The sequence below is a fragment of the Qingrenia yutianensis genome (assembly GCF_014385105.1).
Classification (GTDB): domain Bacteria; phylum Bacillota; class Clostridia; order UMGS1810; family UMGS1810; genus Qingrenia; species Qingrenia yutianensis.
On the sequence record NZ_JACRTE010000001.1, the window covers coordinates 398,477 to 411,474 of the forward strand.

At 43.2% G+C, this 12,998-nt stretch carries 11 protein-coding genes; 6 read left to right on the forward strand and 5 right to left on the reverse strand.

The genetic code is table 11. The features are described 5' to 3' along the window. Positions 1-9: 9 nt before the first annotated feature. From H8706_RS01830 to H8706_RS01845, 4 genes are all read right to left on the reverse strand, one after another. Positions 10-699: an S-layer homology domain-containing protein gene (locus tag H8706_RS01830; RefSeq protein ID WP_262431269.1), complete on the reverse strand. Its 690-nt coding sequence runs from the start codon at positions 697-699 to the stop codon at positions 10-12. Then, the gene (locus H8706_RS01835; protein WP_262431281.1) at positions 696-1,610 is read right to left on the reverse strand and encodes a type I phosphomannose isomerase catalytic subunit; all 915 of its coding nucleotides are present in this window, start codon (positions 1,608-1,610) and stop codon (positions 696-698) included. The genes H8706_RS01830 and H8706_RS01835 overlap by 4 nt, the downstream gene beginning before the upstream one ends. Before the next feature lie 145 nt (positions 1,611-1,755). Beyond that, positions 1,756-2,925 (reverse strand): cation:proton antiporter, encoded by a 1,170-nt coding sequence (locus H8706_RS01840; RefSeq protein ID WP_262431270.1) that lies wholly within the window; start codon positions 2,923-2,925, stop codon positions 1,756-1,758. Further along, complete coding sequence (locus H8706_RS01845; RefSeq protein ID WP_178347876.1) at positions 2,915-3,262, reverse strand: hypothetical protein; 348 nt, start codon at positions 3,260-3,262, stop codon at positions 2,915-2,917. Before H8706_RS01845 ends, H8706_RS01840 begins: the two co-directional genes overlap by 11 nt. A 165-nt stretch (positions 3,263-3,427) precedes the next feature. Between H8706_RS01845 and H8706_RS01850 the strand changes: the two genes are divergently transcribed. The 5 genes from H8706_RS01850 to fba all read left to right on the forward strand — a co-directional run bounded on the left by H8706_RS01850 (position 3,428) and on the right by fba (position 11,225). Continuing rightward, positions 3,428-5,413: a DNA gyrase/topoisomerase IV subunit B gene (locus tag H8706_RS01850; RefSeq protein ID WP_262431271.1), complete on the forward strand. Its 1,986-nt coding sequence runs from the start codon at positions 3,428-3,430 to the stop codon at positions 5,411-5,413. A 93-nt stretch (positions 5,414-5,506) separates the two neighbouring features. After that, positions 5,507-7,630 (forward strand): DNA gyrase/topoisomerase IV subunit A, encoded by a 2,124-nt coding sequence (locus H8706_RS01855; RefSeq protein ID WP_262431282.1) that lies wholly within the window; start codon positions 5,507-5,509, stop codon positions 7,628-7,630. Positions 7,631-7,654: 24 nt separating this feature from the next. Then, on the forward strand, positions 7,655-9,376 hold the full coding sequence (locus tag H8706_RS01860; RefSeq protein ID WP_262431272.1) for an AMP-dependent synthetase/ligase: 1,722 nt from the start codon (positions 7,655-7,657) through the stop codon (positions 9,374-9,376). Between the two features lies 1 nt (position 9,377). Beyond that, positions 9,378-10,196 (forward strand): purine-nucleoside phosphorylase, encoded by an 819-nt coding sequence (locus H8706_RS01865; protein WP_262431273.1) that lies wholly within the window; start codon positions 9,378-9,380, stop codon positions 10,194-10,196. A gap of 93 nt (positions 10,197-10,289) precedes the next feature. Continuing rightward, a complete protein-coding gene (gene fba / locus H8706_RS01870; RefSeq protein ID WP_178347880.1) occupies positions 10,290-11,225 on the forward strand; it encodes a class II fructose-1,6-bisphosphate aldolase in 936 nt (311 codons plus the stop codon). Positions 11,226-11,296: 71 nt separating this feature from the next. Here fba and H8706_RS01875 read toward each other — a convergent pair whose 3' ends face one another. Beyond that, positions 11,297-12,121, reverse strand: coding sequence for a hypothetical protein (locus H8706_RS01875; RefSeq protein ID WP_262431274.1), 825 nt, complete (start codon positions 12,119-12,121; stop codon positions 11,297-11,299). A 140-nt stretch (positions 12,122-12,261) separates the two neighbouring features. Here H8706_RS01875 and H8706_RS01880 point away from each other — a divergent pair, with 140 nt between their 5' ends. Continuing rightward, positions 12,262-12,903, forward strand: a complete 642-nt coding sequence (locus H8706_RS01880; protein ID WP_262431275.1) for a polysaccharide deacetylase family protein — start codon at positions 12,262-12,264, stop codon at positions 12,901-12,903. Positions 12,904-12,998 lie beyond the last annotated feature (95 nt).

Here is a 12,998-nt window from a genome sequence, read left to right on the forward strand (position 1 = left end):
TATGTCCTCCTAAAGCGAATTTTTAAGTATTTCACGCAGTTTGTATATTATAACGGCGGAATCGCACCGTCTTAAGTTTGCCGACGGCATAAAGCTTCCGTCACCGAAACCGTTTAAAATTTTCATATCTTTGAGCGCATACACATATTTTTTATTCTGCGCATTTATTTCACTGTCATCTGTGAATAAAACTCCGTAGTCACCGCGCACGGAAACACCCGAAAATTCAAGTATTTTTGCCGATATAACCGCGGTTTGCTCACGTGTTATATACTCATCAAAATCGGTATCGTACGGCAAAAAATCAACAATTCCCGCGTCTTCCGCCGACGCAATATACGGATAACTCCAGTCGTTTTTGTCAAGCTTTTCAAAATCGCAGTTAAATTCCTCGCTGTACAAACCGCCGACAAGCACCGCAAGCTTGATAAATTCTTTGATTTTCACATTGCCGCCGGGTGCAAAAACTCCCTCGCACCGTCCCGAAACAATGCCGTCACGGGATAACGCATACACGCTTTGATGCGCCCATTCAAAACCTATCAAATCGGCAAAAACCGTGTCGCTGTCCGTTGTGCTTTCGGGTGTGTAGTCCTCGGTTGACGCGTTGTAATGCGAAATAATTCTCGAAATGTCCTCCTGCGCAAAAGCCGTCTGAAAAGCGGCGGCAAGCGCAATTAAAAATGCAAATTTCTTCACGGCAGCATACACCTTAAAATGTCGCAGTCGCCCGAAATTTTATAATTTTTAAGGCACGCAGGGATTAAAAACGTGTCGCCTGCGGAAAATTTCTCTTTTTTACCGCCGTCGTATTCGATAAAGCCGTCACCCTCAAGAAACATCACCGCATTAAACGTTTTTTCTTCGGTGTCAAAGCATTTTTCACCGTGAACGGTATGTTTAACGACTTTAAAATATTCGCACTCCGCAACGGTGCATTCGTCAAGATTTTCCGCGTTGCAATACGCTTTTTCGTAAACACCGAGTTTTGCAACTTCAAGCGCCTTGTCAAGATGAAGTTCGCGCAAATTTCCGTCCTTATCGCGTCTGTTGTAGTCATACAAACGGTAGGTCGTGTCACTGCTCTGCTGAATTTCGGCAACTATAAGACCTGCGCAGAGGCAATGCACCGAACCGCCTCGGATAAAGAAACAGTCGCCTTTTTTAACGTCGTAATATTTTATAATATCCTGCAAAGTGCCGTCTTTCGCGGCTTTTTCCACCTCGTCTTTGGTAACGTCACGCACAAAGCCGAAGCCTATTTTTGCGCCCTCTTTCGCGTCAACGATATACCACATTTCGGTTTTGCCGTTTTCGCCCTCGGGATGCACCTGAACGGATAAATCTTTATTTGCATCGAGAAATTTGAAAAGAAGCGGAAATTCTTTTTCGTTTTCGCCGTTTTTGCCCATAATAAGGCTTTTGTTTTTTTCAATAACATCTTTAAGAAATTGTCCTTTAAACTCACCGTTGGCAATTTTGACGGGCGCTTTTTCAAGGCAGGATAATTCCCAGCTTTCAGCCAAAAATCCGCCGTTCGCCTTGCCGTATTTTTTGCTCAAATTTGTGCCGCCCCAAAGATAATCTTTGAAAATCGGCTGTGTTTTCATAGGATACAATTTTTTCAGCTCCTCAAAAAATGGTTTCAATCTGTTTTATTATACCACAATGCTTTTTAAAAATCAATAATTTTGTTAACATAATGCAATTATATTAAAAGAGAATGTGAATTTTTTTCACATTCTCAAAAACAAGTTACTGTATCTCCCCTGCTTTTTTAAGTGCAATTTTCGTAACGGCAGGCCCGAGAAGTTCGTATATAAACGTTGCACAGAGTACAATCGCGCGGATTGTCTGACCGTATTCGGGCACAACCGTCGTTGCGGCAAGCGACAGACCTATTGCAACGCCTGCCTGGGGCAAAAGCGCATAACCGAGATATTTTTTGATTTTTTTGTCGCACTTGCATATTGCCGCACCCGCATATGTGCCCAAAACCTTTCCGACAACGCGGAACACAACGTATATAACACCCACAATGCCGAGAGTCGGCAGAACCGAAAGTTCAAGCGCCGCGCCCGATGCGACGAAAAACAGCATAAATATCGGCGGTGTCACCGCGTCGACAACTTTCATAACAGGGAGCGACTGTTTGGAAAAATTGACAAACACCGCGCCCAGCGCCATACAAAGAAGGAGCGACGAAATGCCGAGCACATCGGCAATTCCGATACCTGCAAATACAAAGCCGACCGCAAGCGAGAGCCTGTTTCCGTCCTTTTTGAAAAAGCGCACAAAATATGTCAAAAGCATACCCAAAACAGCACCGATACCCAGCGCACCGATAATTTCAACAATCGGCGAAAAAATCATACTCACAACCGACACATTCGCAGTGGAATTGAGCATTCCGGCAACCGCAACGGCAATTCCGAAAAGCATAAGCGCCACCGCGTCGTCGAGAGCAACAACCGACAAAAGTGTTTCGGTAACAGGCCCCTTCGCCTTATACTGGCGGATAACCATAATGGTTGCCGCGGGTGCTGTTGCCGCCGCGATTGAGCTTAAAACAATCGAAAACGGCAGATCGTTGCCGAATGCAACCAGCACGGCGCACACCGCAACAACCGCACCGAGAGCCTCCAGCGCCGCAATGACGATAGGCGCCGCGCCCACTTTTTTAAAATACGACATTTTAAATTCGTTGCCTATCGAAAACGCGATAAAGCCGAGCGCAACCTCGCTGATTACCGCGATTGAATCGATTGTGTCTTTCGGAATTATTTTAAGCACGCTCGGTCCCAAAACAAGACCTGCAAGAAGGTATCCCGTAACGTTGGGAAGCTTGACAAGCTTTACCAGACGTCCGAACGCCATACCCGAAAAAATCATTATTGCAAGATAGCAAAGAACATTAAATTGCATTGTTTTTTTCAAATCCTTCCATATAAGTTACGTTGGTGCAGAACATTATTCCCGTGTCGGGATTGTTAAGTCCGCCCGTCGCGTCATTCACAATTTTTGAAACGAGCGGAATTTTTCCCTCGTCAATAACGGTAAGGATTGTTTTACTGCTTTCTCTGTCGGGGTCGAGAATTTGGCGCAAGGACGCGATAAACCTGAAATCCTCGTCGTCGCTCAAAGTATGCGCCATACCCGTGCTGTCCAAAATCGTTGCGCCGTTTATTCCGTTTTCGGCAAACGCGTGCAGAATTTCGTCCAGGCACTCCGTTTTATTTAATACAACAGTCAAAAGTACCATAAAAATTACCTCCAAATAGATTTTCCATATAATTATATACCTTTTTTCGCCAAATGTCCACTTATTTTTTACAATTTAAAAAATTTCTTCCTTATTACGCTTGACAACAAGATGTAGTACATTGTAAAATATAATAAGTAATATATGGTACAAGGTGGTAAAAAAATGGCTAAAAGCAAAAATAACGATTATACAAACGAAAGTATATCGAAATTAAAAGGTGCTGACAGAGTGCGCCTTCGCCCTGCCGTTATTTTCGGATCGGACGGCTTGGACGGCTGTGAGCACGCCGTTTTTGAAATTCTCTCAAACTCCATAGACGAGGCAAGAGAAGGCTACGGAAATTTTATCGAAGTTAAAAAATATCTTGACAATTCAATAGAAGTTACCGACTACGGCAGAGGTATCCCCGTTGACTACAACCCGAAAGAGGGTATGTTTAACTGGGAGCTTGTTTTCTGCGAGCTTTACGCAGGCGGTAAATATAAAACCAATTCGGGCGAAAACTACGAATACAGCCTCGGCACAAACGGACTCGGCGCGTGCGCAACGCAGTATTCATCGGAATATATGGACGTTACCGTTTACCGCGACGGATACAAATATGATTTGCATTTTGAAAAAGGCGTTAACATAGGCGGGCTTAAAAAAGAAGAATACAACTATAAGCACACGCGCACGCAGATCAGATGGCGTCCCGACCTTGAAGTTTTCACCGACATAAACATTCCCGAAGAATATTTTCACGATATTATGAAAAAACAGGCTATTGTAAACAAAGGCTTAAAGCTTGTTTTTAAATGCGAGAAAGAACCGAGAAAATTTGAGGAAACGGAATATATTTACAACAACGGCATTGTCGATTATGTAAACGAAATTGCTGCCGGAGAAGCATTCACCGATGTGAAATATCTTGAATGTGAGCGCAGAGGACGCGACCGCGCCGACAGAGATGACTACAACGTTAAAATGTCGTTTGCATTCTGTTTTTCAAACAAAACAAATCTTTTGGAATATTATCACAATTCAAGCTTTCTCGAACACGGCGGTTCGCCCGACAAAGCGGTGTCAAACGCGTTTTTGTATGCGGTGGACAAGTATCTTAAACAAAATTCCAAATACAACAAAAACGAATCGAAAATTAACTTTAACGACGTAAAAGACTGCCTTATTCTGGTTTCAAACTCCCACTCCACCGTGACAAGCTATGCAAACCAAACGAAAAAGGCAATAAACAACGCTTTTATCGCCGAGGCTATGACGGAATTTCTGCGTCACGAACTTGAAGTTTACTTTATAGAAAACAAGGTTGAGGCGGATAAAATCGCCGCGCAAGTGCTCATCAACAAAAGGAGCCGTGAACACGCGGAAAAAGCAAGGGTTAACATTGCGAAAAAATTGAGCGGAAATATAGACGTTACCAACCGTGTGCAAAAGTTTGTGGATTGCCGTACAAAAGATTTGTCGCGCCGTGAGCTTTATATCGTGGAGGGCGACTCGGCGCTCGGCTCGTGCAAGCTGGGCAGAGATTCCGAATTTCAGGCTATTATGCCGGTGCGCGGTAAAATTTTAAACTGTCTTAAAGCTGACCTTGACAAAATATTCAAAAACGATATTATCGTTGACCTTTTGAAAGTTATGGGCTGCGGTGTTGAAATAAGCAGTAAAAATTCAAAAAACGTATCGGAATTTGACATAAATAATTTAAGATGGAACAAAATAATAATCTGCACCGATGCCGACGTTGACGGCTTTCAGATACGAACGCTTATTCTTGCGATGCTAAAACGCTTAACTCCCACTCTCATAACCGAGGGCAAGGTTTACATTGCGGAATCTCCGCTTTTTGAAATTACCGCAAAGAGCGGAACGTATTTTGCATACAGCGAAAAAGAGAAAAACGAAATCATCAAAAAAGCGGGCGAAAAAGCGTCAATTCAGCGTTCGAAAGGTCTTGGCGAAAACGAACCCGAAATGATGTGGCAGACAACTATGAACCCCGAAACAAGACGTCTTATAAAGGTTTTGGATGACGATAAAAACCTCACGGAAGAAGTGTTTGATATGCTTCTCGGCGATGATTTGCAGGGCAGAAAAAACTACATCACGACAAACGGTCACGAATACCTCGATATGCTTGATTTAAGCTGATAAATCTCCGTTCAAATTATCACTTTGAAAGGACTGAAATTTTTGGAAAACAATACCGAACAGAAAATTACGCAAACTTTAAAAGAGAATTATATGCCGTATGCAATGAGCGTTATCATTTCGCGTGCAATACCCGAAATCGATGGTTTTAAGCCGTCGCACCGAAAGCTTTTGTATACAATGTATAAAATGGGACTTATAAACGGCAAGCAGAGAAAGTCGGCGAATATCGTCGGCGAAACGATGAAACTCAATCCGCACGGCGATATGGCTATATACGAAACTATGGTTCGTCTTACGCGCGGAAACGAGGCGCTTTTGCACCCGTTTGTAGACTCGAAAGGAAACTTTGCAAAGCAATATTCGCGCGATATGGCATTTGCCGCGTCGCGTTACACCGAAGTAAAGCTTGAAGAAATATGCAAAGAGGTTTTCGGCGACATTGACAAAAACACCGTCGATTTTGTAAGCAACTACGACGGCACTATGACCGAGCCTACTCTGCTCCCCGTTGCGTTTCCGAACATTCTTGTAAACCCAAACCAGGGCATTGCGGTAGGTATGGCAAGCTGTATACCGAGTTTTAATTTAAAAGAGGTTTGCGACACAACAATCGCATATCTTAAGAATCCGAACTGCGATATTTCAAAAACGCTTACAGCGCCCGACTTTTCAACAGGCGGTGAACTTATTTTAGACCGCACCGCCCTTGACAACATTTACAAGACGGGCAGAGGAAGCGTTAAAGTCCGCGCAAAATACCGCTACGACAAGAAAAACTCGCTTATCGAAATTTACGAAATCCCCTACAGCACCACAAGCGAGGCGATTATCGACAAGATTATCGAACTTATAAAAGCAGGCAAAATTAAAGAAATCACCGATCTGCGCGACGAAACCGACCTTAAGGGTCTTAAAATTACAATCGACATCAAAAAGAGCGCAAAACCCGATATGCTTATGACAAAGTTATATAAGCTTACTCCGCTCGAAGATTCGTTCAGCTGCAATATGAACGTGCTTATCGGCACAACGCCTATGGTGCTTGGCATACGCGAAATTCTTATGCACTGGACAGAGTTCCGAATGAACTGCATAAAACGCAAACTCAACTATGATTTGAACAAAATCTCAACGCGTCTGCACCTCTTGGAGGGACTTAAAAAAATTCTGCTCGACATTGACAAGGCGATTGCAATTATCCGCAACACCGAGCGCGACGACGATGTTGTTCCCAACCTTATGAAAGGTTTCGGAATTGACGAGGAGCAGGCGGACTTTATCGCGGAAATCAAACTGCGCAATCTCAACAAGCAATACATTTTGAACCGTTTGAACGATATTGACGATTTGAAAGCGGAGCTTGACAACATAAACAGAATTTTAGCCGACGATAAAGAGGTTAAAAAGCTTATAATCGAAGATTTAAAACGCATTTCAAAAAAATACGGCAAAGAGCGCAAAACAACCGTTGTGGAAAGCGGTGAAATTGCCGTTTATGAGGAGGAAAGCTTTATTGAAGATTACAATCTCAAAATTTTCCTCACAAACGACGGCTACCTAAAAAAAATATCAGCCGTTTCGTTGCGTTCAAGCTCGGTGCAAAAGCTTAAAGACGGCGATTTTATAGTGCTTGAACAGGAAACCACAAACAAAGCCGACCTTGTGCTTATCAGCAATATGTGCAATGCGTACAAGCTGAAGCTTCACGAGGTTGCCGACTGCAAGGCGAGCGACTGGGGACATTTCGCGCCCAACATTGCAAAAATGGAACAGGGCGAAAAAATCGTGTTTGCCATTGCAACTGCCGATTACGCCGGCGATTTGCTCTACTTTTTTGAAAACGGAAAGGTTGCAAGGGTTAACCTTAAAAGCTATGAAACAAAAACCAACCGCAAAAAGCTTATCAACGCATACAGCAACAAATCAAAGCTTGTTACGGTTAAATACATTACCGACGACACCGATATGGTTATATACAGTTCAATCGACAAGGTTATGGTGTTCTCCACAACCTGCTTAACCCCCAAAACAACACGCGATACGCAGGGCGTTGCGGTGATGAATATGAAAAAGAAAAGCGTTGTCACAAAGGTTGATTTCGCGTCCGACGCAAAGCTTTCGGACATTGAATATTACAAAACAAAAAACGTCCCGGCAACGGGATATTACTTAAAAGACGAGGACAATCCGAACACGCAGTTAAGCTTGTTTTAATAAAATTTTAAGGAGTGGCAGAAAATGAAAAATAATTCTTATTATCCGATTGACGAAATAGCGTCGCTTAAGGATATGCTGGAAAACAGCGTAAAAAAATACGGTGACACAAACGCATTTTTGGTTAAAAAAGACAGAAAAAGTCCGTACGAAGGTGTAACATACAAAGAGTTTTACAAAGACGTTGAGGGGCTCGGCACTGCATTTTTGCGAATGGGGCTTTCCGGCAAAAAAATAGCGGTTATTGGTCAAAACCGCTATGAATGGGCGGTTACATACCTTGCAGCCGCTAACGGCGAAAGTATGATTGTGCCGATTGACAAAGAGCTTCCGTATGAGGACTGGGCTCATCTTCTCGATATTTCCGATGTTACAACCGTTGTATATTCGGAAAAATTTGCCGAAAATATGGTGAAAGCGCGCGAAGAAAACAAAAAAATACGATTTTTGGTTAATATGGATTTGGACGACAACACCGAACAGGAAATCAGCTTTAAAAAGCTTCTTGCGTCGGGCAAAATGATGGCAAACGAAGGCGACAAAAGTTTTGCAAACGTTAAAATCAATCCCGACGAGGCGAAAATTCTGCTTTTCACATCAGGAACAACCGCCATTTCAAAGGGCGTGCTTTTGTCACATAAAAACATATGCGCCGCGCTTATGGGAATGTGCACAATGGCATATATCGGACCCGGCGACATATTTTTGTCAATTCTCCCTCTGCACCACACATACGAGTGCAACTGCGGATTTTTGGCACCGCTATACCGCGGTTGTACCATTGCGCACTGCGACGGCTTAAAATACATTGCGAAAAACCTTGCCGAGAGCAAGGCAACGGTTATGCTCTGCGTTCCTGCGGTTATCGAGGCGATGTATAAAAGAATTTGGAGTGTGGCGAAGAAAAACGGCATTGACCAAAAGCTGAAAAAAGGAATAAAGCTTTCAAATTCGCTCCGAAAAGTTCATATTGATATGAGAAGAAAAATTTTCAAACAAATTCACGACAATTTCGGCGGACACTTCAGAATGTTCGTTGTTGGTGCGGCGGCGCCCAATCCCGAAGTGTCAAAGGGACTCCGCGACTTCGGATTTTTGGTTATCCAGGGCTACGGAATTACCGAATGTTCCCCTATCGTTGCGCTTAACCGCGACACCAATTTCCGCGACGACGCGGCAGGTCAGGCTATGCCGAACATTGCCATTGACGTTGTGGACAAAAACAGCGAGGGTATCGGCGAAATTGTGTGCAAAGGCCCGAACGTTATGCTGGGATATTATCAGAACAAAGAAGCAACCGACGAGGTTATTGTTGACGGCTGGTTCCACACAGGCGATTTAGGATATATCGATGACGAAGGTTTTTGCCATATTACAGGCAGAAAGAAAAGCGTTATCGTAACGCAGAACGGCAAAAACATCTTCCCCGAGGAGCTTGAAATTTTCCTCAACGAAAACGAGTATATTTTGGAAAGTATGGTTTACGGCGAATATAATCCCGAGGACGGCGAAACCTATCTTTGCGCGCTGATTGTTCCGAAATTTGACGAAATCAAATCTGATTTCGGCGACGATGTGTCGGACGAAAAAATCCGCTCGCTTATGGAGGACGCGGTTAAGACGGTTAACAAACGAAATCCGCTCTACAAATATATAAGAAAATTTGAAATCCGCGACAAAGAGCTTACCAAAACCACAACGGGCAAAATCAAACGTTATCTTGAAATGCCCAAAAAGGAAAAATAATATGAACGCAAAAGAAAAACTGGAAATATGCTTTGAAAATCTTCGCAAAATCACCGAATTTAAGCCCGAAACGGCAATCGTTCTCGGCACGGGACTGGGCAGTTTTGCAGACCAAATCGAAACGCTTGAAACAGTTGAATACAAAGACCTTGAACATTTTCCTATTTCCACCGTCCAAGGCCATAACGGACGTTTTATTTTCGGAAAATACAAGGGCAAAAATGTTGCAGTTATGCAAGGCAGAGTGCATTATTACGAGGGATATGACATTGCCGACACCGTTCTCGGCGTGCGCCTTTTGTCGCTTTGCGGTGCGAAAAATCTCATTCTCACAAACGCCGCCGGCGGTATAAACGAGAGTTTTTCAAAAGGCTGTCTTATGGCGCTGACCGACCATATTTCATCGTTTGTCCCCTCGCCTTTGCGCGGTGAAAATATAGATTTTCTCGGCGAAAGATTTCCCGATATGTCCGAGGTTTACGACAAAGATTTGCTTAAAACCGCAAAAAATGCAGCGAGCGAAAACGGCATAAAACTCAATTTCGGCACATATCTCCAGGCGCCCGGGCCGAATTACGAAACGCCTGCCGAAATAAAAATGTATAAACTTCTCGGCGCGGATGCGGTCGGAATGAGCACAGCGTGCGAGGCTATGGCGGCAAAGCACGCAGGTATGAAAATTCTCGGCATCAGCTGTATTACCAATATGGCTGCGGGACTGGGCGAAAAAACACTTTCACATACCGACGTTCAGCAAACCGCAAAAAAGATTTCAAGCGATTTTACACTTCTTTTGCGCGGAGTGCTTGAAAAAATATGAAATTTTACACATTGCATATAAAAAACTATTGATTTTATTTTTAAAGTATGATAAAATATTAACATAGTTAAATTTTATAAGGAGTGACACATTATGCCATTAGTTACAACAAAAGAAATGTTCCGCAAAGCATACGAAGGCGGTTATGCTATCGGTGCATTCAATGTAAATAATATGGAAATTATCCAGGGTATCACAGAGGCCGGCAAAGAGGTTAACGCACCTCTTATCCTTCAGGTTTCGTCGGGCGCAAGAAAATATGCAAATCATACTTATCTTGTTAAACTCGTTGAGGCGGCGGTTGAAGAAACAAATCTTCCCATCGCTCTCCACCTCGACCACGGCGACAGCTTTGAACTTTGCAAAGCCTGCATAGACGGCGGTTTTACCTCTGTTATGATTGACGGTTCAAAACACCCGTATGAAGAAAATATTGCTCTTACAAAAAAAGTTGTTGAATACGCTCACGCTCACGGCGTTGTTGTTGAGGGCGAGCTTGGTCAGCTTGCAGGTATTGAGGACGATGTTAACGTTTCGGACGAAGATGCATCTTTCACAAAACCCGAACAGGTTTACGATTTTGCCACACGCACAGGCGTTGACTCGCTTGCTATCGCAATCGGCACAAGCCACGGTGCATACAAATTCAAACCCGGTCAGAAACCCCAGCTCCGTTTTGACATTCTCGCGGAAATTGAGAAAAATCTCCCCAACTTCCCGATTGTTCTTCACGGCGCAAGCAGTGTAATCCCCGAATACGTTAAAATGATTAACGAAAACGGCGGTAAAATGCCCGACGCTATCGGCATCCCCGAAGATATGCTCCGTCAGGCGGCAAGAAGCGCGGTTTGCAAAATCAATATCGACTCCGATATCAGACTTGCAGTAACCGGTACAATCAGAAAATACTTTAACGACAACCCCTCGCACTTCGACCCCAGACAGTACCTCGGACCTGCGAGAGAAGCGGTTAAAGATATGGTTAAGCACAAAATCCTCAACGTTTTGGGCTGTGACAACAAAGCATAATCAATATTGTCAAAAACATAAAGCCTTTGCAGACTTAATCTGCAAAGGCTTTTTTAGTTATAGGTTAAAAATTATTCACAGCCTTTTTTACGTCCGGTGTTAAGCGGATCGAAAGAATTTCTCTCGGGCGGGAAAAATTCCTCAACCGGGAAGCTTATTCTGTCAAACAAATCGCAGGGATTGTTGTTGTTCGACGGTGTGCAGTCGCACTCGGGAACACAGAAATCGTCAACGGGAACGATAAGCTGAACGTCCCTTTCAAGTCTTACAATCGAGAACAAGCCGAGAGTGAGAAGAACCTTTCTGTCGCCCTCGTCGTCAACAAAACGCTCGTCAAACAAACCGTTTATGGTGTTGGGGATTGACGCAACGTCGCAGCAGCATACGCAGCAGCATTTTTCCTGCGGTTCAATAACCTTTAAATCGAGCGCGATAGGCTCAACAACCTCAACCTGTGCAACAGGAAGATTGCTTTTCTGCATAAAGTTTATGTCTATGTCGTTTTCCCTGTACTGCGACGAGAAAATCTTTGCATTTCCCTCCGAGCCGAACAGAACGACTTTTTTATCGTATGTTGCAAGACCTTCGATAGGTGTAGGTTTGCATACACCGCAGTAAACGTCAAGCGAAACCCTGAAGAAGAATTTCAAACCAACCGTGTAGTAGCCTCTGTTAAACGCAACGGGTTCAACGTCGGTGTAAATCCAGACGATTTCAACCTTTTTGCATTTTACGTTAACTGCATTGTTAACAAGATTTTGACCGCTCGCAGTTAAGAATACCCTTAAATTTTCCAAACATTCTTTGTCCTTGCACGAGCCGTATACCTTTCGTGTCTGCACGCAGGCAGAATTGTTTCCGCCGCAGCAGTCTTTTGAGCCAAAGTTTTCACTCATAAAATTAACCTCCCAAAAATTCAAAATTGCTTTTTACATTTACATAATATGTCAAAATGCGAAATGTGTGATTTTTGTAATATAAATATTAAAAGTAAAATAGAATTTAGTAATAAAAACCATCGGAAAGGAAAGATTTTATGAAGCTTTTTGTAGTTCACAAGGACACAGTGATAATATATTTTTTAATTCTCGCCGCCATTTGCTCGGTGCTGACCCTCAACTGGGACACAACAACGGCAGTTTTTGAAACTATGGCGCCCAAAAAAGACCTCCCCATCTACTGCGTGCAAAAGGTGGAAAAAATTTGTGCAATAAGTTTTGACGCAGCGTGGGGAAATGAAGATACCCACACGCTGATTGAAATTTTGAAGAAGTATAATGTTAAAACCACGTTTTTTGTTGTCGGCGGCTGGGTAGATAAATACCCCGAGTCGGTGAAAGAGCTCTCCGACGCGGGGCACGAAATTATGAATCATTCAAATACTCATCCGCATATGACGAAACTGTCAAAAGAGCAGATGCAGAAAGAAGTGACCGAGTGTAACGATAAAATTGAAAAGGTCACAAATAAAAAACCGATTTTGTTCCGTCCGCCCTACGGCGACTATAACGACTCCGTCGTTTCCGCAATGCGCGATATCGGTATGTATACTATCCAGTGGGACGTTGATACGTTGGTAATGAATGGAAGGTGGCATTCTGAAGCAAATTTTACAATATTTATTTACACGTTGATGGTGATACACATATTCATGGAGACTATCCCAAATTTTGTGTAAAGTCTATACAAGACCTCCAAGATGATATATAATAAAAATATCATTTTGGAGGTTTTAGTTATGCCTAAGTACAAATTAAGTCCCGAAGAAAGGGC